The organism is Herpetosiphonaceae bacterium, from assembly GCA_036374795.1.
Classification (GTDB): Bacteria; Chloroflexota; Chloroflexia; order Chloroflexales; family Kallotenuaceae; genus LB3-1.
In genome coordinates this window covers 1-20,109 of sequence record DASUTC010000277.1, presented here as the reverse complement: position 1 = coordinate 20,109, position 20,109 = coordinate 1, and the positions used below count along the sequence as shown (strand labels likewise).

Annotated in this window: 18 protein-coding genes; 5 read left to right on the top strand and 13 right to left on the bottom strand. The window is 59.6% G+C overall.

Features of this window, described 5'->3' with window-relative positions; translation table 11 throughout:
• Window positions 1-2: 2 nt before the first annotated feature.
• The 3 genes from grpE to VFZ66_21335 form a co-directional block, all read right to left on the bottom strand.
• Complete coding sequence (grpE, locus tag VFZ66_21345) at window positions 3-602, bottom strand: nucleotide exchange factor GrpE (GenBank protein ID HEX6291745.1); 600 nt, start codon at window positions 600-602, stop codon at window positions 3-5.
• A gap of 69 nt (window positions 603-671) precedes the next feature.
• The gene (hrcA, locus tag VFZ66_21340) at window positions 672-1,721 is read right to left on the bottom strand and encodes a heat-inducible transcriptional repressor HrcA (protein ID HEX6291744.1); all 1,050 of its coding nucleotides are present in this window, start codon (window positions 1,719-1,721) and stop codon (window positions 672-674) included.
• Window positions 1,722-1,988: 267 nt separating this feature from the next.
• Window positions 1,989-3,092, bottom strand: a complete 1,104-nt coding sequence (locus tag VFZ66_21335) for a DUF1786 domain-containing protein (GenBank protein HEX6291743.1) — start codon at window positions 3,090-3,092, stop codon at window positions 1,989-1,991.
• Window positions 3,093-3,231: 139 nt separating this feature from the next.
• Between VFZ66_21335 and VFZ66_21330 the strand changes: the two genes are divergently transcribed.
• The gene (locus VFZ66_21330) at window positions 3,232-3,789 is read left to right on the top strand and encodes a GNAT family N-acetyltransferase (protein ID HEX6291742.1); all 558 of its coding nucleotides are present in this window, start codon (window positions 3,232-3,234) and stop codon (window positions 3,787-3,789) included.
• 49 nt (window positions 3,790-3,838) lie between these two features.
• Here VFZ66_21330 and VFZ66_21325 read toward each other — a convergent pair whose 3' ends face one another.
• Entirely contained in the window at window positions 3,839-5,185 is a 1,347-nt protein-coding gene (locus VFZ66_21325; GenBank protein ID HEX6291741.1) for an NAD(P)/FAD-dependent oxidoreductase, read from the bottom strand.
• 121 nt (window positions 5,186-5,306) lie between these two features.
• Here VFZ66_21325 and VFZ66_21320 point away from each other — a divergent pair, with 121 nt between their 5' ends.
• From VFZ66_21320 to VFZ66_21305, 4 genes are all read left to right on the top strand, one after another.
• On the top strand, window positions 5,307-6,431 hold the full coding sequence (locus VFZ66_21320; GenBank protein HEX6291740.1) for a cation diffusion facilitator family transporter: 1,125 nt from the start codon (window positions 5,307-5,309) through the stop codon (window positions 6,429-6,431).
• Window positions 6,432-6,559: 128 nt separating this feature from the next.
• Window positions 6,560-7,531, top strand: a complete 972-nt coding sequence (locus tag VFZ66_21315) for an aldo/keto reductase (protein HEX6291739.1) — start codon at window positions 6,560-6,562, stop codon at window positions 7,529-7,531.
• A 79-nt stretch (window positions 7,532-7,610) separates the two neighbouring features.
• Window positions 7,611-8,057, top strand: a complete 447-nt coding sequence (locus VFZ66_21310; GenBank protein ID HEX6291738.1) for an aminoacyl-tRNA deacylase — start codon at window positions 7,611-7,613, stop codon at window positions 8,055-8,057.
• A gap of 583 nt (window positions 8,058-8,640) precedes the next feature.
• Complete coding sequence (locus tag VFZ66_21305; protein ID HEX6291737.1) at window positions 8,641-10,479, top strand: bifunctional homocysteine S-methyltransferase/methylenetetrahydrofolate reductase; 1,839 nt, start codon at window positions 8,641-8,643, stop codon at window positions 10,477-10,479.
• A 39-nt stretch (window positions 10,480-10,518) separates the two neighbouring features.
• Here the strand turns inward: VFZ66_21305 and VFZ66_21300 are convergent, their stop codons facing one another.
• The 9 genes from VFZ66_21300 to VFZ66_21260 form a co-directional block, all read right to left on the bottom strand.
• Entirely contained in the window at window positions 10,519-11,004 is a 486-nt protein-coding gene (locus tag VFZ66_21300) for a hypothetical protein (protein ID HEX6291736.1), read from the bottom strand.
• 159 nt (window positions 11,005-11,163) lie between these two features.
• Window positions 11,164-11,742: a class I SAM-dependent methyltransferase gene (locus VFZ66_21295; protein HEX6291735.1), complete on the bottom strand. Its 579-nt coding sequence runs from the start codon at window positions 11,740-11,742 to the stop codon at window positions 11,164-11,166.
• Window positions 11,743-11,763: 21 nt separating this feature from the next.
• The gene (locus tag VFZ66_21290; protein ID HEX6291734.1) at window positions 11,764-13,170 is read right to left on the bottom strand and encodes an ATP-binding protein; all 1,407 of its coding nucleotides are present in this window, start codon (window positions 13,168-13,170) and stop codon (window positions 11,764-11,766) included.
• 3 nt (window positions 13,171-13,173) lie between these two features.
• Window positions 13,174-13,686 (bottom strand): metal-binding protein, encoded by a 513-nt coding sequence (locus VFZ66_21285; GenBank protein ID HEX6291733.1) that lies wholly within the window; start codon window positions 13,684-13,686, stop codon window positions 13,174-13,176.
• 213 nt (window positions 13,687-13,899) lie between these two features.
• Window positions 13,900-14,784: a hypothetical protein gene (locus tag VFZ66_21280; protein HEX6291732.1), complete on the bottom strand. Its 885-nt coding sequence runs from the start codon at window positions 14,782-14,784 to the stop codon at window positions 13,900-13,902.
• Window positions 14,785-14,786: 2 nt separating this feature from the next.
• Window positions 14,787-16,976, bottom strand: coding sequence for a hypothetical protein (locus VFZ66_21275; protein ID HEX6291731.1), 2,190 nt, complete (start codon window positions 16,974-16,976; stop codon window positions 14,787-14,789).
• 15 nt (window positions 16,977-16,991) lie between these two features.
• Window positions 16,992-18,830, bottom strand: a complete 1,839-nt coding sequence (locus VFZ66_21270; GenBank protein HEX6291730.1) for a hypothetical protein — start codon at window positions 18,828-18,830, stop codon at window positions 16,992-16,994.
• 6 nt (window positions 18,831-18,836) lie between these two features.
• On the bottom strand, window positions 18,837-19,817 hold the full coding sequence (locus VFZ66_21265) for a transposase (GenBank protein HEX6291729.1): 981 nt from the start codon (window positions 19,815-19,817) through the stop codon (window positions 18,837-18,839).
• A gap of 88 nt (window positions 19,818-19,905) precedes the next feature.
• A partial coding sequence (locus tag VFZ66_21260) for a hypothetical protein (protein ID HEX6291728.1) occupies window positions 19,906-20,109 on the bottom strand: 204 nt, incomplete at its 5' end.

Here is a 20,109-nt window from a genome sequence, read left to right as displayed (position 1 = left end):
AACTACTCCTGGCCGACCTTGACCATGCTCGGACGCAAGACCCGATCGTGCAGCATGTAGCCACGACGCAGATCGGCGGTCACTTTCCCGGCCTGCTCAGGCCCGGCCTCCTCGTGCATCACCGCGTCGTGGAAGTGCGGATCGAAGGTCTGGCCCAGCGCCTCGATCGGTTTGACGCCCTCGCCTTCGAGCACCATTTGCAGCTTGCGCTGGACGCCCTGAAGCCCGCTGAACCACGGCGTCTCGGCCACCTCCGGCGGCACGTGCTGCATCGCCAGGTCGAAGTCGTCCAGAATCGGCAGCAGCTTCAGCAGCAGGCCCGCCGTGGCATTGCGGATCAGCGAGCCGCGCTCTTCTTCGGTGCGGCGCTTAAAGTTCTTAAGATCGGCTGCGGCGCGCAGGTATTGATCTTTGAAGCTTGTGCTTTCTTGCTCCAGCTGTAGCATGCGCGCCTGTAGCTCCTCGGACGACAAATGCGGCCTGGTTGTTGCCTCGCTGGCTCCGTTGTCTGCCGCGCTGCCCGCGCCTGCCGCCTCGGTCGGCTGCTCTGGAGTGGTCTGCTGTTCGTTCAATTGTTCTTGCGACGCCTGTTGTTCTTCCATAGCTTTGTTGATGCTCCTCTTGAATTCTCTTCGTGGCGTGCTCGCAGTGCGATGCCGGATCGCCGAAGCTTAGGTGTTGGATGGTCGCTCGCCGTACAGCTCCGCCAGCAGATCGCTCATCACCGATGAGATGTAGCGCACGCTTGAGATCGATCGAGGGTACGGCATGCGCGTGGGGCCGATCACCCCAACCACGCCGGCAACTGCGCCGCTGCGGCCATACCGCGACAGGATCACGCTGTACTCGCGCATGGTGTCCTGGCCGTGCTCCCCGCCGATGACCACCTGCACACCCTCGCTGTTCAGCGCCTGCGGGATCAGCGTGTCGATGCCGACGCCCTGCTCTAAGATCTGTAAGACCTGTTTGACACGATCGATCTGCGCGAATTCGGGCTGTCCCAGCATCTCAAGCAGGCCGTCGTGATGCAGCGCCTCGTTGATCTGCCCTTCGAGCTGCCGCATCGCACGCCGGATCACGTCGAGCGCCATCCGCGCAAAAGGTGAGAGCGGCGGCTCGTCGGGCGCTGTCACCCTGTCCTCAAGCGCGTCGAGCGTCGCGCCCTCAAGCCGCTGGTTGAAATACTGCGCCAGGTTGCTGAGCTCTTCCTGGCTGTTCGGCTGCTCGGTCGTGAGCGATTGCTGCTTGATCGTGCCGTCGTGCAGCACCAGCACTAACAAGACCACCGTTTCGTAGATCGCGATCAGCTCCAGATGCTTGAAGCGTACCTCGTAGGCCCGTGGCGGCGTGACGACGGCGGCATTGTGCGCCGTGCGCGCCAGCACTGCGGCGGCCAGATGAATCCACTGGTCAAGCTCGCTGCGCACCTGATAGAACTGGTGCTGGATCGTGCGCTGCTCCTGCGGCGAGAGCGCCTGTCGGTCCATCAGGTTTTCGACGAAGTAGCGGTAGCCGGCGTCCGTGGGAATGCGCCCCGCCGACGTGTGCAGATGCGTCAGCAGGCCAAGATCCTCCAGCGCGGCCAGCTCGTTGCGAATCGTGGCCGAGCTGTACTGGAGCTTGTACTTTTTGAGCAGTGTCTCCGAGGCCACCGGTCGCGCGGGCGACTCGATGTATTCTTGAATCACCAGCTTCAAGATCCGCTGCCGTCGTTCTGTCATCTCTGGGGCCATAAGCATCCCTCATATCCACGCGCAGTTTACGCCGTCGCCTGATCGCGATGTTTTAGCACTCGTCCGTCGAGAGTGCTAAACTGTTCATGTATATGAAAGGCGTGCGCGTGACCATCCGGCGTTTGCGCACGCCAAGCGTATTTTACCACGGCTCAATGGTGCGTCAATCGGATTGGCAGGCCGACTTTATAGGTTGAGACTCAACTTTCGGCCCAGGGTTTACCAGGACGTGGGTCTGTGTGGCGCTCTGCGGCGTTACGCCTGCGCCAGGCCGCCCTCGATCGCCTGACGGTGCTCCGGCAGCTTGGCGGCGACCGCGCGCAGCAGGCCGAAGCAGCCCGCCAGCATCATGTCGCCGTGGGGCACGGCCCGATAGAGCCGTTCGGCGCGCGCGCCCCAGCGCCGAACAAACGCCTGCCGGGGTCCGGTCGTGGCGAGCAGCGGGTCGGTGGCGGGCGTCGGATCGAGGATCAGCGCGCCGTGGCCCTGCGAGCCGAAGATCTCGGCGTTGGTCAGCGTGCCTTCGGCGAGACGTTCGAGGAAGCTATGAAGCTGCTCCGGCTGTAGCTCGCCGGTGTGGTGCTCAAAGAGGCCGCGAATGGTGGAGCCTGCGATATGAAACGCCAGCGCGTGGAAGTTGCCGATGTTGGCGATCAGGGCCTCGTCCTGCGCGGCGACATGCGGATCGTCCAGCGCGCCGAGCACCGCCGCCGGAGCGGTGTCCATGACTACCAGCGGGATCGCGGCGGGCGCGGTATCCGCAATCGCTTGCAGCCGGGTCATCTCATGCGGGATGGTAGCGCGCGTGAAGGCCAGGTCGGTCAGCCAGCCGTCATGGCTCAGACGCTCGGCCAGATAATCGAAGCGAAACTTGCGGTCGCTCACGTCAGGCGGCGCGTTGCCGTGGTCGAAGGCGGCGACAGCCAGCACATCCCAGGCGGGCTCCACCCCGAACGCCTCAAGCGCGGCGCTGATCGCGTCGAGGTCGAGGTCGCGCATCTCGATGTGGAGCGCGTCGTGGGCGCGCTCCGCCGGGCTGTTCTCGTCGAAGAGGTAGATGCCCGCCGCCTGCACGTTGTCGAGGTCGTCGTCGAAGGTGCGCGCGGCGGAGGGCGTGGCGTAGACCGGCAAGCCCGCTTGCAGGTGGTCGTTGACGGCCCAGTGACAGGGGCCGCCGCCCATCAGCACGCCGTAGAGCATGATCGGCCTCTGCGCTCTGGTTGCGGCGCGTACCTGCTGGGCGATGCGCAGCGTCGGCGAGGGCATGATCAACTGGATGCTGTTCTCAACCTGGCCGTCACTGTCGAAGAGCAGCATATCCTGGGTGCCCGTTCCCACATCGATCGCCAGAACGCGCATAGGCTGTTCTCCTTGCTCTGGCTTGCCAGAGAGTATACTGTTGTCGATCGCTTTCGTGTTTCCTCCAAACACATTATATCTTGTAGCACTATGTTATGCTCTTGGGTACGATAGGGTTGCCAATCAAGCGAGACATGCTATGCACATCACCGACCTCCACCCAACCGACGAGCAAATCATCCTCCAGATCGCCGAGATGCTGGTGGCGGGCTTCGCGGAGCACTGGCCGGACGCCTGGCCCAATCTCGAAGCGGCATTGGAAGAGGTGCGCGAATCGTTTGCGGAGGAGCGCATCAGCCGCGTAGCGCTGGACGAGCAGGGCGACGCGATCGGGTGGATTGGCGGGATAGCGCAGTACGACGGCAACGTCTGGGAGCTGCATCCGCTCGTCGTGCGGCGGGACCGGCAGGGGCAGGGCATAGGCCGCGCGCTGGTGACGGACTTCGAGGCGCGCGTGCGGGAGCGCGGCGGCCTGACGATCTGGCTCGGCACCGACGACGAGCACGACCTGACCTCATTGGGCGGCGTCGATCTCTACCCCGACGTGTGGCAGCACATCGCCGCGATCCAGAACCACGGCGGGCATCCCTACGAGTTCTATCAGAAGCTAGGCTATGTGATCACGGGCGTGATGCCGGACGCGAACGGCCCAGGCAAGCCCGATATCTTCATGGCGAAGCGTGTCAGGCGCGATTGAGGCCGCCGACACGAACGGCGCTGATCGTGCGAATCAGACTACGCACCCGCTACCGAGGCATCTCGCCCACCGCCCGCGCGCCGACCGCCGTCTCGCGCATGATCTGGTCGCTGGTGGCATCCGGCGCGTGAGGCTTGGCGGTCGCTACCACCGCCCGCGCGCCGCGATCGTAGGTGAAATAGTTGTAGGCCCAGTTGATCAGCACCATGAGCCGGTTGCGAAAGCCGATCAGATAGAACAGATGGACCGCCAGCCACAGCACCCACGCGATCGGCCCGCTCCAGTTCAGGTTCCAGACCCGCGCCACCGCCGAGCGCCGCCCGATCGTCGCCATCGCTCCCTTATCAGTGTAGCTGAACCGCTGTAGCGGCTGTCCCCGCAGCTTGCTGACGATGTTGCGCGCCGTCAGTCGTCCCTGCTGCATCGCCACGGTCGCAAGCTGTGGGTAGGGCTTGCCGTCCGGCCCTTCAAGATATGCCAGATCGCCAATCACCCAGACCTGCGGATCGTCCGCCAGGTGCAGCGCGGGCGTCACCGGCACCCGCGAGCCTCGTTGCAAGTCGACGCCCAGCGTAGACCCCAGCGGCGCGCCCTGTACGCCAGCCGCCCAGATCACCGTCTCGGTCGGCAGCGTCGTGCCGTCCTTGAGATGCAGCAGCCCATGCTCGAAGCCGACAACGCTCATGCCCGTGCGGATCTCGACGCCCATCTTGCGCAGGCGGCGCTCGGCCTTGCGCGACAGCGCGGGCGGAAACGCCAGCAGCAGCCGATCGACCGCCTCCAGCAGAAGCACCTGCACGCGGCTAAAATCGAGCGTCGGATAATCTTTGCGCAGCACATGCCGGATCAGCTCGCTCAGCGCCCCGGCAACCTCGACGCCGGTCGGGCCGCCGCCGACTACCACAAAGGTTAGGAGCTGCCGAAGCCGCTGCGGATCGCGCTCGGCCACCGCCTGCTCGAAGCGGGTGATCAGATGGTTGCGCAGCGCCAGCGCATCGGCAACGTCTTTGAGCTCAAAGCTATGCCGCTCGATCGTCTGGATGCCGTAGAAGTTGGTGGCGCTGCCAGCGGCGACGACCAGCTCGTCGTATGGAAACGTTCCGCGATCGGTGATCACGACGCGACGCTGCCGGTCGATCGACTCGACGGTGGCAAGCTGGAAGTGGACGTTGGGAATGCGCCGGACCACCGCGCGTACCGGTGCTGCGATCTGCTGCGGCTCAAGCCCGGCGGTCGCAACCTGATACAGTAGCGGCCAGAAGCCGTGATAGTTGTTTCGGTCGAGCAGCAGAACATCCACGGGCGCATCCTTCAGCCTGCGCGCGACCTCCAGCCCGCCGAAGCCCGCCCCGATGATCACAACGCGCTGTCGTTCGGTTATAGTATTTTGAGTCATATGCCGCTCCGCGCTATACTTTGTGAAGAATATAACAAATATAGCATGAACGATGTGGCATGTGTAGCAGGACTTAAGTCGAAGCTGCTATGAAGGTGGCAGTTGCGTCAGGAGGATCGTTATGCGAGTGGACAACACAGTTCGGTCTGAGCATCAGCAAGATGGACACCACGAGCATACGCACGGCGAAGGGCACGAGCACAAGCACGACGAGCATACGCACGGCGAAGGGCACGAGCACGAGCACGACGATCATGCGCACGGCTCCGGCATCTTTGGCTGGCTCTTTCATGGGCACAAGCACGAGGGCGCGCAAGTCGACTCGGCGCTTGAGGCCAGCGCTGAGGGCATTCGCGCGCTCAAGGTTTCGCTGATCGGGCTGCTGGCGACGGCCATTTTTCAATCTGGAATCGCGTGGATCAGTGGAAGCGCCGCGCTGCTGGCCGATACGGTCCATAACTTTTCCGACGCGCTGACCGCGCTGCCGCTCTGGCTGGCGTTCGTGGTCGGGCGGCGGCCTGCCAACAAGCGCTACACCTACGGCTACGGTCGGGCGGAGGATCTGGCCGGGCTGGTGATCGTCGTGATGATCACGCTGAGCGCGGCGCTGGCAGGCTACGAGTCGATCCGTAAGCTTTTCCAGCCTGAGCCGGTTCGTAGCCTCGGCTGGGTGATCGCGGCGGCGATCATCGGCGCGATCGGCAACGAGGTGGTCGCGGCGTATCGTATGCGCACCGGCCGTCGGATCGGATCGGCGGCGCTGATCGCGGACGGGCAGCACGCGCGGGTGGACGGCCTCACATCGCTGGCGGTACTGCTGGGCGCGGCTGGCGTCTGGCTGGGCTTTCCGATGGCCGATCCGCTCGTCGGCCTGCTGATCACCGTAGCGATTCTGCTGATCCTCAAGGACACGGCGCTGACGATGTGGCACCGGCTGATGGACGCGGTCGATCCGGCCCTGACCGCGCACGTGGAGCAGGTCGCGGCAGCCGTGGAGGGCGTGCACAGCGCTCACGATGTACGAGTCCGCTGGATCGGCCACCGTCTGCGCTGCGAGCTGCATATCGGAGTGGACGCCGCGCTTTCGACGGCTGACAGCCACGCGCTGGCCGAGGAGACGCGGCATCGGCTGCTGCATGAGCTGCCCGGACTTGAGGTTGTCACCGTACATGTCGATCCGGTCGGTCCTGAAGATTATCATGCGGCAGTGTCGCATCATGAGGCCGAACAGGCGCACGACCACTGAGGCGCAGAGATTGCGCTACACTTGGAAGCAGGCAGCATCTCCGGCTACTCACGGAAGCGATCAGGATGCGCGTGCGGCGCGGATCGCGTGAAGCCGATCGGCACCAAGGCTGCGCGCAAGGAGGAGCGATGCGATACCGTAATCTTGGAAGAACCGGCCTCAAGGTTTCCGAGGTCTGCCTGGGCACGATGACCTTCGGCTGGACCGCCGACGAGGCTGTATCACGAGCGATCATGAGCGCGGCGCGCGACGCAGGCATTAACTTTTTCGACACCGCCGACATGTACTCGCGCTGGTCGGCCAGCTCGTACGCGGGCAAGACCGAGGAGATCATCGGGCGCTGGCTCAAGGAGCAGCCGCGCGATCAGGTGATCGTCGCGACCAAGGTGCGGGGCGCGATGGGCGACGGTCCCAACGATCAGGGCTTGAGCCGCAAGCACATCAAGGACGCGATCGATGGCAGCCTGCGGCGGCTTCAGACCGAGTATATCGATCTATACCAGACGCACTGGCCCGATCTTGAGACGCCGCTCGAAGAAACGCTGCGCGCGCTTGACGATCTGGTGCGCGACGGCAAGATCCGCTACATTGGCTGCTCGAACTCGCCCGCGTGGTACACTACCAAGGCGCTGTGGGTCAGCGATAAGCACAATCTGGTCCGCTACGAGACGCTTCAGCCACACTACAATCTCGCGCATCGCGGCGAGTTCGAGCGCGAGCTGCTGGCGCTGTGTCGCGATCAAGGCCTGGGCGTGATCCCCTATAGCCCGCTGGCTGGCGGATTTCTCACCGGCAAGTATCGCCGGGGACAGCCCGCGCCCGAAGGATCGCGCGGCGAGCAAAGCCAGCAGATCAAGCGCTACATGCAGCACGAGCGCAGCTTCGATCTGATCGAGAAGCTGGATCAGATCGGCAGGGCACACGGCAAAACCGTGCCTCAGGTAGCAATCGCCTGGCTGATCGACGCGCCCGCCGTCACATCGCCGATCATCGGCGCGAATACCGTCGCGCAACTGTACGACACGCTGGGCGCGGTCGGCTTCACGCTCTCCGCCGACGAGCGCGCGCAGCTCGACGAGCTGAGTAGCTGGGAGGAGTAACAAAGAACAACGGGGCAAAATCGACTCCTGTGTTTGCCGGTTCTTTGTTCTCTTAAAACCTATGCATAAAACAAACTCCATGCGCGTGCTCGACGCGCGCCGTATTCCATACACGGCACTCACCTACGACGACTCGATCCACTCCGGCGCGGGCGTGGCCCAGGCGCTGGGCGTGCCCGTGGGTCAGGTGTTCAAGACGCTGGTTGTGCTGCGCGACCGGGGCCGTCCGCTGCTGGCGATTATTCCAAGCGACCGCGAGCTGGATCTCAAGCGGATGGCGGCGGCGGCTGGCGAGAAGCGCGTGCGCATGGCGACACAGCGCGAGGCGGAAGCGAAGACCGGGCTGCTCGTCGGCGGGATCTCCGCGCTGGCGCTGCTCGACAGGGGCTTCGAGGTGCTGCTGGACGACGCGGCGCGGCAGTTCGACGAGCTCTACGTCAGCGCCGGGCAGCGCGGGATCAACCTGCGGCTGCGCGTCGACGATCTGATCGCCGTGACCAGGGCGAGCGTTGCGGCAGTGAGCTGATCTTGACAGTCATGCTATGATAGCTCTACCGCATCGATAGCCAACTCCCCGCTATCGGTGTGTGTCTGCTGGCCTATCCTCTTTATGCTCAAGGAGGCTCCTCATGGGTGACAAGAGTCCGAAGAACGTCAACAAACAGAAAAAAGTTCAGGACCAGAAAAAGCAGCAGCAGAAGAAACAGCCCGCAACACCAAAGAAATAGCTGAAGCTCGATCGAGACGCGCAGGTCTTCGGGTAGTGCTGAGGACCTGTGTTATTTTTTAACCCGACTGTGGGAGCCTGCTGGCTTGACGCGCTGTAGCGCGTCTCCTATACTTCCGGTAGTCCCGCCCGCCGCACCGCCGCGACGGGCGTTGTCTTAGACAGTGCATCATGCGCCGAAAGGCCGGGCGAGTGCCATGCGGGTGCCAGACCGGGTGCCCTTTGGGCATGGACGCCCGGCATGGGCACCCGGCGAAAGAACAAAGGAACAAAGAACAAACTGAAGGTAGAGCCGAGAACTAACGGCGAATGTTGAGCTTGAAACCTGGAACCAATGTTTCCCGACAAGGTTCGTCGGTCATGGAATAGGATGATAGATAGCATGACGCATCCGTTTATCGAACGGCTCCAGCGCGCCCCGCTGCTTGCCGATGGCGCGATGGGCACGCAGCTCTATAACCACGGCGTCGACTTCGACCAGTGCTTCGACGCGCTGAACCTGACGAATCCGCGACTTGTCGCGGATATTCATCGCAGCTACATCGAGGCTGGCGCGGAGCTGATCGAAACCAATACCTACGGCGCGAATCGCTTCAAGCTCGAAGCACATGGCTTGCAGGACAAAGTCCGCGAGATTAACTTCCGCGCCATGAAGATCGCGCGCGACGTCCGCGAGATCTCCGGCGCGTCCGTGTTTATCGCCGGCGCGGTCGGGCCGCTGGGCAAGCTGCTGGAACCATACGGCCATATCACGTCCGATCAGGCGCGCGCGGCGTTTAGCGAGCAGATCGGCGCGCTGTTGGAGCAGGGCGCGGACCTGTTGATTCTGGAAACGTTCAGCGATCTGCGCGAGATCATCCTGGCGATCGAGGTCGCGCGCTCGATCAGCGACCTGCCGATCATCGCCCAGATGACCTTTGCCGAAGACGGTCGGACTCCGCTGGGCCACACGCCGGAGGAGGTCGTCGTCAAGCTGCGCGCCGTCGGCGTCGACATCATCGGCGTCAACTGCTCGGTCGGATCGCAGCGCGTCTTCAATATCGTCGAGGCGATGCACATTGCCGCGCCCGACGTGCGGCTATCGGCGCAGCCCAACGCGGGCTTTCCCACCGAGCGTCACAACCGCGTCTTCTACCCGTCGTCGCCGGAGTACATGGCGCGCTACGCCAAGCGCATGATCGAGGAGATCGGCGTGAGCCTGGTCGGCGGCTGCTGCGGCACCACGCCTGAGCATATCGCCGCGATGCACGGCATGCTGCACGATCTCAACCCCGACGCGCCTGCGGGCCACGTGCATCATGTGGAGGCAGCGCCCAAGCCCAAGGCCGTAACAGCGCAGACCGAGCCGACGCGGCTGGCGCGGGCGCTTGAGGCGGGCGAGTTCGTGGTCAGCGTAGAGATCGACCCGCCGCGCGGCCACAATCCGAGGAAATGCCTCGAAGGCGCGCAGATGCTCAAGGAGGCGGGCGTGCAGTTCATCAACGTCGCCGACTCGCCGATGTCGCGGGTGCGTATGAGCGCGCTGGCGATGTGCGCGATGATCCAGGATCGCACCGGCCTCGAAACGATCCTGCACTTCACCACCCGCGACCGCTCGCTGATGGGGCTGCAAAGCGATCTGCTGGGCGCGCACGCGATGAACGTCCGCAATATCCTGGCGCTCAAAGGCGATCCGCCGTCGCTGGCGGACTATCCCGGCACCAAGGGCGTCTTCGATGTCGATACGATCGGGCTGGTCCAGGTGATCAGCGGCATGAATCGCGGCGTCGATACCGCTGGCAACGACATCGGCATGCCCACGACCTTCAATATCGGCGTGGCGCTCGACGTGAACGCCGCCGATCCTGACTGGGAGATCAACCGGCTCCATCAAAAAATCGCGGCGGGTGCGCACTTCGCCATGACGCAGATTGCCTACGATGCCGAGGCGCTGCGGGCATTTCTGGAGCGCCTGGGACCGCCGCCGATCCCGCTGGTGCTTGGTCTGCTGCCGCTTCAGAGCTACCGCCAGGCTGAGTTCCTCAAAAACGAGGTGCCGGGCATCGCGCCCACCGACGAGGCGCTGCGCCGGATGAAGCTGGCGGGTGCCGAAGGCCGCAAGGAGGGCGTCAAGATGGCCCAGGAGCTGCTGCTTGAGGTCAAGGATCTCGTCAGCGGCGTGTATATCATGCCGTCGTTCGGGCGCTACGAGGTCGCGGCGGAGGTACTGTCGGTGCTGTAGATCCGTTCGCGGGCGCAGGGGCACGGTTCCGCCGTGCCTTTATTGCGCCTCCCAGCGGCGCAGCTCGAAATCGCCGGAGCGGATCGCGATCGTGCCGTCGGGCGCGATCCAGTCGGCGGCCTCCGGTGGAAAGCTGATCAGCTCGACGGGCGCGGCCCGCCGGTTTTCCGGCAGCGCTCTGATGATGAACTCGCCAAACGGATCGAGGCGAGTATCCCACTTGGAGAAGACGATGTGCGTGCGGCGGTAGCGGCTGAGCAGGAACCGCAGCTTTTCGATCGACACCTCGCCGCACTCGCCCCAAAAGATCGGCTCCTGGCGCTCGTCCAGCGCGAGCAGATCGGGCTTGTAGCGGCTGGGCTGCGGCAGCGGCACCTCCACGCGCAGATTCGGATAGCGCGGCAGATAGAGCGCCCACAGCAGCGCCTTCTGAAGCACATGCTCGGCGCTCTCGATCGGACGTTTGACCAGCACCAGCGATAGCCCATGCGCGCGCACGGTTAGCTTTCGTCGCAGGTAGTCCATCGCTCGCACTTGCCCTGGCGTGTCACGCGAAGCTCGCTCCCCATCGGGAGGAGCAAAGGGTCTGGTCGGCAGGCACAGGGAACGATTGTGGATCAGAAGAATGAAGTATTTGGGGGACGCCCACCGCCCAGAGGGCACCCGCCCCGGCCTAACGGCATATTAGGCACGCCGCCCGCCGATCCGGCCTGCTTTGCGCAGATTGCGGCCCTGCGCTGCCACGATGCGGTACTGCCCGCGACTGGCGATCTGCTGCGGATCGCGGATCAGCATCCCCAGCGCCTCGACATAGCGGTCGAACTCGTGCTGCTTATCGCCGCCGAGGTAGAGCGCGCCATCTGCGGCAAGCCGCGCCACGCCCTGATCGATCAGCTCGATCACCGTATCGCGGCCCAGATGGAACGGCGCGATGCAGCTTACGATGTCGAATGGCGGCTCATCCTCGTCCAGATCTTCCAGGTCGTTGATCACATGCACGTTGCCCAGCCCGGCCAGCGCCGCGCGTGTATCTTCCAGCTCGTCAAACGTATAGACACAGATCACCAGCTCGCTCGCATCGAGCTGCGGCGCGAGGTATTCGGCCAGCTCGGTGGCGCCTGGGCTGCCGAGATGCAGGATGCGCGTGCCCGGATCGGGCCGGATCTGCGCCTGCATCATCCGCGCGAGCGTCGAGCCGTACTCGGTGAGAATTTCGTTGCGTTTCAACATGCGGCCAGCGCGGCCACGAACGACCCTTGGCATACCTGCCTCGTCTCTTGTAGCTTATCGCAAAATATAATAGGTTCCTCGCCGGTCGCCGATCCGCAGCAGCAAGCCGCGCTCCACCAGATCGGCCAGATCGCGGCGTACTGTCTCATCCGAAATATCGGGCGTTAGCTCGCGATACTCGCGGTTCGTAATGCGGCGATGCTCGGCCAGCCACAGCAGCGCGGCGATCTGCCGCTCGTTGATCCCGGCGCGCAGCCACTCGCTCGTGTCGATGCCGCTCTGCGTCGCCTCGGCGATGCTGCGGCCCTGCAATGTCACCAGAAAGCCGGCAGCCGTCTCGCGGAAGGACGGCGGCGGCAAGCCCTCGCTGGACATCAGCTTGAGCATGCGGTCGATGCCGTAGCCGAGCCGCTCGATCAATCCCAGGTCGCTCAAGACCTGCACCAGCACCTCGTTGCGCGAGTAGCGCTCCTCGCGTAAGTTGTCTACCGTGACGTGACCCGGCAGGCGTCCGGGCGAGTAGCATTCGAGCCGATCGCCAAAGAGCGCGATGCGAATCCCCTCGCCGCGCACGGCATAGTCGCGGTGGGCAATAGCATTAATCAGCGCCTCGCGCACGACCGCCAGCGGATACTCGGTCCAGTCCTGGCGCTCCAGGCCGACCATCTTCGAGCCGCCGCGCATGTTGTCGCGCAGCCAGCGCTCGGCCCGGCGGGCCTGCTCCGGCAGTGTATCGCGAACATCGGCGCGCTCGAACTCGTCGCTCATCTCCACGCCGCGATAGCGCACCAGCGTGATTTCGCACTGTGGCACGTGACGCTCGATGTCGCGCGCAAACAGCAGAATGCCCGCATTGGTCGGTACGAACGCCTGCTCCGGCGGCGCTGCGCTCTCCGCTCCGTCGCGGCGGATGATGCAGCCCCGACGCTGGAGCCAGCCGTAGGGATCGTCCAGCGCAGGTGGCCCGACTCGCTCAAGGTACTGCTGGATCTTGGCCGAGTCGAGATCGGCGATCGTCGCCTCTGCGGCAAGCCGCTCCCAGCCGACCGAGCCGCGTTCGAGTAAAAGTTGACGTAACGTATGGGGTGGGATCGGCACGTTGGCAACGCCGTCGCGGATCAGGTATTTGCCGTGGACGCTATAGACGTGCGGCAGGCCCGCCGGAACCTCGAGCAGCAGCACGGCTTGCTCGTCGCGCGCGACGCGGCGCGGCAGCGGCAGCAGCAGCGGCGGTGTGCAGATCAGCGCGGCCTCCAGCGCCAGCTCTTCGGCGGCAGCGGCGTTGTGCAGCCCTTCGATCTTGGGCCGCAGCCGCCCGCCGACGCCCAGCAGGACGGTGCCGCCGCTGCGGTTGGCAAGTGCGGCCAGCGTCTCGGCCAGCTCTTCGGGCCGCGTGCGCTCTTTCAGCAGGGCTATCTGCTCGCTCTCGCCGGCGGCAATCAGGCGTTCGATCTCATCCATACGCTAAAACCTTGTCCACTGATTCCAGGTGCGCTTCGTGCCGGTCGAGATCCAGTCGGGGATCGAGTGCGCCGCGCCGCCGGTGACGAAGCCCAACAAGAAAGCGTAGGTCTGCCCCGAATACTCGCGCAGGTTTTGCACAAACGAGCGCTGAAGCTCCTGCCAGAGATCGATGTTGTTGGTGGCGTTGAAGACGAGCCACAGCAGGCCGTAGACGATCAGGCCAAAGTAGGCCAGCCGCAGCAGCGGCCCGATCACCAGGCCATGGCTCAGCCACGAGCGATGCGGGATCGTCTCTTTGTAGGGCCACCAGATGAAGCGCAAGATGCCCCAACGACGGTACTCAACCGAGTCGATGTCGAGGTCGCAGGAGAAGACGAGGCCGGAGATCAGATGCGCGCCTGTGATCGTCAGAACCGTCGCCAGCGAATGATCGGGCGAGAGCACCCACCACGCGGGCGCTAAGGCAATGCCGGTGACAAGGGTGATTCTATCGTGTGTGTGTGCGCCAGGCATGGCCCAAGTATAGCACACATATTCGCGTGACGAGCAGTGCGCTATGGAGCAGCTATGCTGCTCCATACCGAAATTGGTTGACTTATCGATTTAATTAGTTGACTTATCGATTTAATCGGTTGACTTATCTCATTATAATAAGTTGACATTTCTCCCTCTATTCGCCCATCCATCCTCACATTTTATACATCTGTACGCGAAGACCCAGCATAGTTATTGGCGCTTCGTTTTGTTCAATCGCTGATTTATTCGCTCTTCGACCTCTAGGTTAATGATCCTTACATCCCCATCTTTCGGGCCGAGTTCTTCATCGAAGATCGTAGTCAGGGCTTCGATGCGATGCCAGTTGCCCTTCGTATGTCTCCACAAAGTCGCTTCGAAGTCGTCGATTTTGGCCTCAATCTCCGGGCTAAAGTCAGCTTCTAATGCTAAGTAGAGTCGAGGTAGAACCTCTGATCGAAATTCTGCCTCACTCATTTGCTCTACGACCTCAGCGTCTGTTCGTTGGTCAAGCACGTGAACCTTTTCTAGTAACGGCTGAACACGCTCATGAGGCTTTGCATGGTCACGCATCTGATAGCAGAGGATCAGCCCGAATTTGTGTTCACACCTGTCGCGTACTTCTACCAATTTGCGCAGCCCACGCTCATCTAGAAACTGGGCGTTATCGATGACCAAGGCTCTCAATTGTAGTTTCTGTGCTGATCTCCGTAGCTCTTCGTTCAGCCGTAAGAAGTAACTCTCTGAATACTCAGATCCAGTCCTGGGTGGGCTCGATGTTCGGTCGTAGCCTCGTTGCACCTTCAGGAGATCACGTAATACATAGCATGTCTCCCAGAGAAGCAGAAGTGCAGGTGGAGTCATAATTTTGACGTTGCAGAATGAAGCTAATTCTGGATCCATCAATTGAACGAGAGCAACTTGATTATCCTGAACCGATTTTGGCTCAACGATGACCCACTGTCGTAACAACCTGCTCAGGCCATAACCATAGTACGCGCCGATGGTCATAATTGAGCGTGATTTTGCAGTCCGATTCATCGCAGCGAGCAGGGAGTGTGTCTGTTGGCAGTAAATGAATGGGATTTCCTCTTCCACAATTACCGTCCTTGCTTCTTAGGCTCATTACTCTGATTTTGTCGCAGCTGTGCTCGAAGTTGTCGCATGCGCTCAATCGAGCTTTGCCCTTCTGACGGTCGTTCACCTGCCCCTTCTGGTGCAGATGGAACTGATTGCTCGGGCTGAGATGTTGCAGGAGCTTGTTTGGCTGTGCGTCCCTTTGATGGCTTATCCTGCTTGTTGGAGTTCTTGGCAGTAGTACCCGTTTCAGTGCCGGGAGTTCTCACATGTGTACTACTTGCCTTGTTTTTCTTCCCTTGGCGGGGTGGCTGTTGCTCAGTAGTTTTCTCTTTTTTTGCCGCTTTAGCTCCCCTTGAACGGGTTTTCTGCTTCAACGCTGAGTCATCGGTAGGAGGTAATTCGGTGCCAGATTCAGCTTTCTGCGGTTTCGGGTCTGGCAGCTTAACTTCCTGTGTCACTGGAGTCTTACGTGGAAGATCTCCATATTTCTCGATTAACTGATCTTCTAGGCGCTTAATCCTTAACTTTAGAACTTGATCTTCAAGCTCAATTCCTGCTTCATTGAGACCGCTCTGTCCATCGCCACTAAACCGGTTGGTCCCTTTTGGTACGACACGCTCCCAGTTCTTTCCATCAACACAAGCAATGACAATTCGCTGCCCTCGGATTGGAGAAAAGAAACAGATAGGAATTCTTTCTTTACGAGCTACAGCTGCCATCCACCGCTGACGTGTCTCAGGATCATGTGTCGCCGGCTCCCAAAAACAGTCTTTCCGTAAACTGGTATCTGAGATTGATGCTGTATCAGTTTTGGCAGCAAAAGCAAACTGCGCAAGGTCAATATCGTTAGGGGGAGGAAGGGCAATGCTCGGTTCCACTGCTCCTTCCCACAGAGCCTGGCGAGTGGGACGGTTTTTTGCGGCGGGCGATGCATTCCACTGCTTGAAATGTTCTTCTAAGATGAGGCGAAGTTGCTCAATGGTGATCAATTCTTCAGGGTGGGCATGTGCGTGTTTCCATGCTAACCGAAATTCACGCTCTGTTCGTCGGATGCTACGGCTCTTAAGGCTGCGTGAATTTTTGATATAGCCACCGATATCTTTGAGCGTCTTATCCACTAATTTGAGTAACACTTCGACTTTGCCTCGTCCCCAGGGTTCATCAGGTTTTGAGCGAATGAGATGAAGGCTGGACTGGTTGTCACGCGCAATGAACTGCATATATTTCGCAAGTGCTTTATATTGCGAACCATTATCTGTATAGAAGGTTCGCGCTCTCCTCTTAGTTTTGTCCATAATGTAGGATAGACGCCCACGCAGGTGTTTGTTGGTAAAGTCAACGTTACGGAGGTCATTCAAGGCTACTTCCACCTTACGGGGCAGAATGAACCAGTCAAGAACATATCGACTGTAATCATCCATGATCACTACCAGTACAACCGTGCAGATGATTTTGCCAACACGTACAAATATTGGTAGATAACGCGCATCAGAGATCCAGCGCTCGTCTGGTGCTTCCGCATCATTGTCTACCTTAAAGGCCAAGCTTTCTTTGACAGCCCGCGCACCATTCCAGGAGAGAATAAAGCTGAGGGCATCTTTACCGCGTTTATGCCGGTCCAGAATACCCTTAAGCTGGCGAAGTGTTACTCGATCTTTTAAATGTGGGTGCTCTTTTACCAAGAGGTTGTAAACAAATTTTAGTTCAGGAATAACTCCTGCTGGCTCTTTGACTTCGCCGCCAGGTATTTGTAGAGGCCAATCTGTTTTTAGACAGGAAATGATGAAGAACTCCTCTTCTTTTGTGCTTAACACTGCCTGAACTAACCTACCAGGCTTGAGATCAACGATTGCATTTTCAGGCGGATCATCAGGATGATCTCTGTGATATTTGGTAACTCGGTCGAATAATTTGCGCAACCCTTCTCGTGAGCCAATGCCCAATTCCTTGCGTATCATTTGACCTACACCGCGCGGGAGTCTGTCCCTTCGTGCTTTTAGCTCCAATGCGTATTTGACTATTTCCCATTTTCTAGCGAGTTCTGCCCGCTTAGTTAATAACTCTTCACCCTCCTCTAGGGGAGGATTGTCGAATGATGGTCGTTTGCGCGACTTCTTAAGTCGTGGCTCATCCGGTGGAAGATCAGAACCAACGGGCTTAACTTGGTCGTCATGTGAGATATTTTCGCCGGGAGTTTCTACATCAGCCATCGCGAACCTCGCTCGTTATTCTTCAAAAGGCTCATCATCACGGAATACGTATTCGACATGAGGGTGTCCAGCTATGTCTCGTTCAACAAAAATACCGGCTTCCATTCCCCGGTAGAGATATGGAAATGTCCGAGCCTGGAGGGATAGACCTGGCTCTACAAGAAAAGAAGGGCTCCGGTAGAGCACTGCTCCATCGATCACGCCGTTCCGAATTGTTTTGACATGTTTAGTCGGTGGTAGGAGCCAGCCCGCAGCAGGACTTCTATGTGCAGGCAGAGCAAATCCACGGTCGCGGAGAGCTTTAGGAATAGGTACGACTCGATGTTGAGGAAAATACCGTGTACGAAGCCACGTCAATAACCCTTGTTGTGCTTGTCCAATCGTTACGCTTTTTGATCTCCATAGCTCCAGGATATATGCTCCTGTTTCATATTCGATGTCCTCAATAATTGGATATTTGCTCTGAGGACGTGGATGAAATGTCCCAATCTCTGCCATCAGATAATTTGATGCATGCTGGAGGTCGGAGCAATCAGCCACAACTTTCACGACGGTATCGGGCAGTAGAATTTGTTCTGGACTCCCATGTAGCAGCCAGTTGTTCAACTCAACTACTTGCTCTAGCTCATCCCGCATAACCCATTCTGGTAAACCAGCAATTGCGCCTGCGTGCCAAATAGCCTCATACAGAGCGAGACCTAGTTCAGCGGCTTGTGGTGAGTTACGACTTACCCAGCATCCCACCGGTAGGTCGCTACTAGAATCAAGGACAACAACCGCAGAACAAGTATTGCTGATGTGATAGCCTTGTATATCTCTAAGCGGTAGTTTAAGTTCAGCAATATGAAGAGCCCATGTTTTATGCAACTGCGGTACGGTTGAAAGCACCAGCGTTGCTCGTTGTCGAACCGTTGCTACATTGGGGCCAGTACCACCATGCCAGCGTCTAGGTTTCGGCGTATTGTTATCCAGGACTATGGCAATATGCCGCGATATTTTGGCATGCTTGATGCCACAAGCGACAGCATAAACCTGTAGTTGCGAGAGCAGCAATTCCCAGTTCAATGTACCATCGGGTCGGCTTAGCTTTGCGAAGCGAAGGAACTCAGCTATGCGCTCATCGATTGCACTCGCCCACTCAGAGATGGGCAACATTCCAATGCTTCCATAGGTGATCAAGTTACGCAGGTAGTAGCGAGCTGTTTTTGTATCAATGTCTGCTCGGGCAGCAAACGATAAAACAAGGTGATCTACTTGTTCTTTCGGAAATATGTAGCTGGTAGCTCTACGCTGAATCTTGGCTTCACGTAAGCGCCGGCGCTGCTTCATCTTTCTCTGTTGCCGTCGTCGTACTATCGCTGGAACACCGAACCACAATCGTCTCCCGAATCGAATACGGAATGGGCTAGAAGGTTGTTCGCGGAGCAATCGCGTCAGAGGAAATGGGATTCTAGCTTCCTCAATAGCGACTGCCAGGTGTTCCAACATCGTGACGATAACGTGTTGTGCTGCCGGTTTAAGTGCTCCTAGATGCTCTTCAATTGCTCGTCGAATACGTTGCTCATAGATCGTTGCTTGAGTCGTGTGAGATGGAGCTGTGCATCGCCAATCAATCAGTTCATATAGTCCACCTTGGACAAAATGGTTGAACAGCTCTTCTGCCTCTTCTGCTTCACACATCCTCCATCGTGACAGTGCTTGAATAATTGCAGCGCGTTGCTGAGATCGAATTTTTGTTTGGTAGCGTTCTCTCGCTGGACTAAGAGGATGTTCATGCAGCAAATGTTCTTTCCAAAGCTCAGGATCAATCTGATGCAGTGCTCGATGAAGCGCAATTAAGTGAGGCGTGGTCATAATTAATCACGCGGCTTTCAGACAGGCTTTTAAGCCGACGCGCAGGTCTAAGTTGTGCTCAAAGCGATACCACAACATGAGCTGGTAGACCAGGATTGCCCCAAGCGCAAAGCGACGGGTGTTGGTCAACCCTTTGGTTGGAACTTGGCCGTGCCCATCGAAGATCCCTTTGAACTGCTCATTAAAATTCTCGATCGTGACCGACCGCAGTTTGTGGAAGACGCGACGCACCTCAACGCCTCCATCCGTATGCGGGTAGCGCCCATAGCGCGTGGTCACCAAGATGCGCTCGTCTTCAGCACACAACTCGTGCAACAGCGGCGTGTTGTAGTGACGATCGCCCAACACCACCCGTACTTCGGGTGGCAGGCGACAGAGCAACTCGGGGGCTAGTTCACGATCGGCACGATTGGCAGCCGTAAGTTCAGCAGCCAGCGGAATCCAGACAGCAGCAACAGTTGTGGCAAGCTGCAACTTCCAGCCATAGACCCAGCCATGCCAGCCCGATTTCGTCCACTGGGCCTCGGTATCAATCGAGGTATGTGGAACGCGGCCAGCCGCTCGATCTTTCTGATGCCAGACGCCACCGCGCGCCCGCAGCACAGTACTGTCTACCGCCACCGCCCGACCAGAATTCGCCCAGGGTTGGATCAGACCGACCAACACACGACCCAAACAGCCAATTTGGGCCGGCAAGGTGTCCGGGAGGGCTTGGAGCCGCCGCTCCCAGGTGCGCCGCGAGGGAAACTGCCCATTGATCGTCAACAGGTGCCGCAATTCGCGCATTTCGCGGGTCGGCTGGGCGAGCACGGTTAACAACTCATGCACGGTATGCAGATGGCGCACAATCATGATCACGAGGGCTTTCAGAAACAGGTGATCGGCATACACTTTCGGACGGCCTGGTCCATGTTGCGGAGTGGGTACGACCGGGACGCGATCAATCAGGTGGACCAAGATGACAAGCAGGCTCGTTTGGCCTATCATAGCGGTGCCTCCGTTTCATGCTGGTGTGGCAACCGCTATGATGCGGTGGTAGCCGCGTGGTGGTCAAGCCCATACGCGGCTTTTTGAATTATGACCAACCCTCAATTAAGTCGGTCCGAAGGGTTGCTAATACGATAGATGGTTGTTCAGTTAGAGCAGTAATATGCTCGATTTGGCGTTCGAGCTGGGTCAATTCATAGGCACACAGGTGTTGTGAATACTTGAGTAGTCCAATAGGGCCATTACCTATGCAGGCAAGGATGAGACTACGGGCTTGTCCTGGTACGCGCTC

Excerpts from the sequence above, each read along its gene's own strand:
- VFZ66_21265 (HEX6291729.1), bottom strand. The coding sequence starts at position 19,817 with ATGATAGGCCAAACGAGCCTGCTTGTCATCTTGGTCCACCTGATTGAT.
- grpE (HEX6291745.1), bottom strand. The coding sequence starts at position 602 with ATGGAAGAACAACAGGCGTCGCAAGAACAATTGAACGAACAGCAGACC.
- VFZ66_21310 (HEX6291738.1), top strand. The coding sequence starts at position 7,611 with ATGCGCGTGCTCGACGCGCGCCGTATTCCATACACGGCACTCACCTAC.
- VFZ66_21315 (HEX6291739.1), top strand. The coding sequence starts at position 6,560 with ATGCGATACCGTAATCTTGGAAGAACCGGCCTCAAGGTTTCCGAGGTC.
- VFZ66_21325 (HEX6291741.1), bottom strand. The coding sequence starts at position 5,185 with ATGACTCAAAATACTATAACCGAACGACAGCGCGTTGTGATCATCGGG.
- VFZ66_21295 (HEX6291735.1), bottom strand. The coding sequence starts at position 11,742 with ATGCCAAGGGTCGTTCGTGGCCGCGCTGGCCGCATGTTGAAACGCAAC.
- VFZ66_21330 (HEX6291742.1), top strand. The coding sequence starts at position 3,232 with ATGCACATCACCGACCTCCACCCAACCGACGAGCAAATCATCCTCCAG.
- VFZ66_21305 (HEX6291737.1), top strand. The coding sequence starts at position 8,641 with ATGACGCATCCGTTTATCGAACGGCTCCAGCGCGCCCCGCTGCTTGCC.
- VFZ66_21270 (HEX6291730.1), bottom strand. The coding sequence starts at position 18,830 with ATGACCACGCCTCACTTAATTGCGCTTCATCGAGCACTGCATCAGATT.
- VFZ66_21285 (HEX6291733.1), bottom strand. The coding sequence starts at position 13,686 with ATGCCTGGCGCACACACACACGATAGAATCACCCTTGTCACCGGCATT.
- VFZ66_21275 (HEX6291731.1), bottom strand. The coding sequence starts at position 16,976 with ATGGCTGATGTAGAAACTCCCGGCGAAAATATCTCACATGACGACCAA.
- VFZ66_21300 (HEX6291736.1), bottom strand. The coding sequence starts at position 11,004 with ATGGACTACCTGCGACGAAAGCTAACCGTGCGCGCGCATGGGCTATCG.
- VFZ66_21320 (HEX6291740.1), top strand. The coding sequence starts at position 5,307 with ATGCGAGTGGACAACACAGTTCGGTCTGAGCATCAGCAAGATGGACAC.
- hrcA (HEX6291744.1), bottom strand. The coding sequence starts at position 1,721 with ATGACAGAACGACGGCAGCGGATCTTGAAGCTGGTGATTCAAGAATAC.
- VFZ66_21335 (HEX6291743.1), bottom strand. The coding sequence starts at position 3,092 with ATGCGCGTTCTGGCGATCGATGTGGGAACGGGCACCCAGGATATGCTG.
- VFZ66_21290 (HEX6291734.1), bottom strand. The coding sequence starts at position 13,170 with ATGGATGAGATCGAACGCCTGATTGCCGCCGGCGAGAGCGAGCAGATA.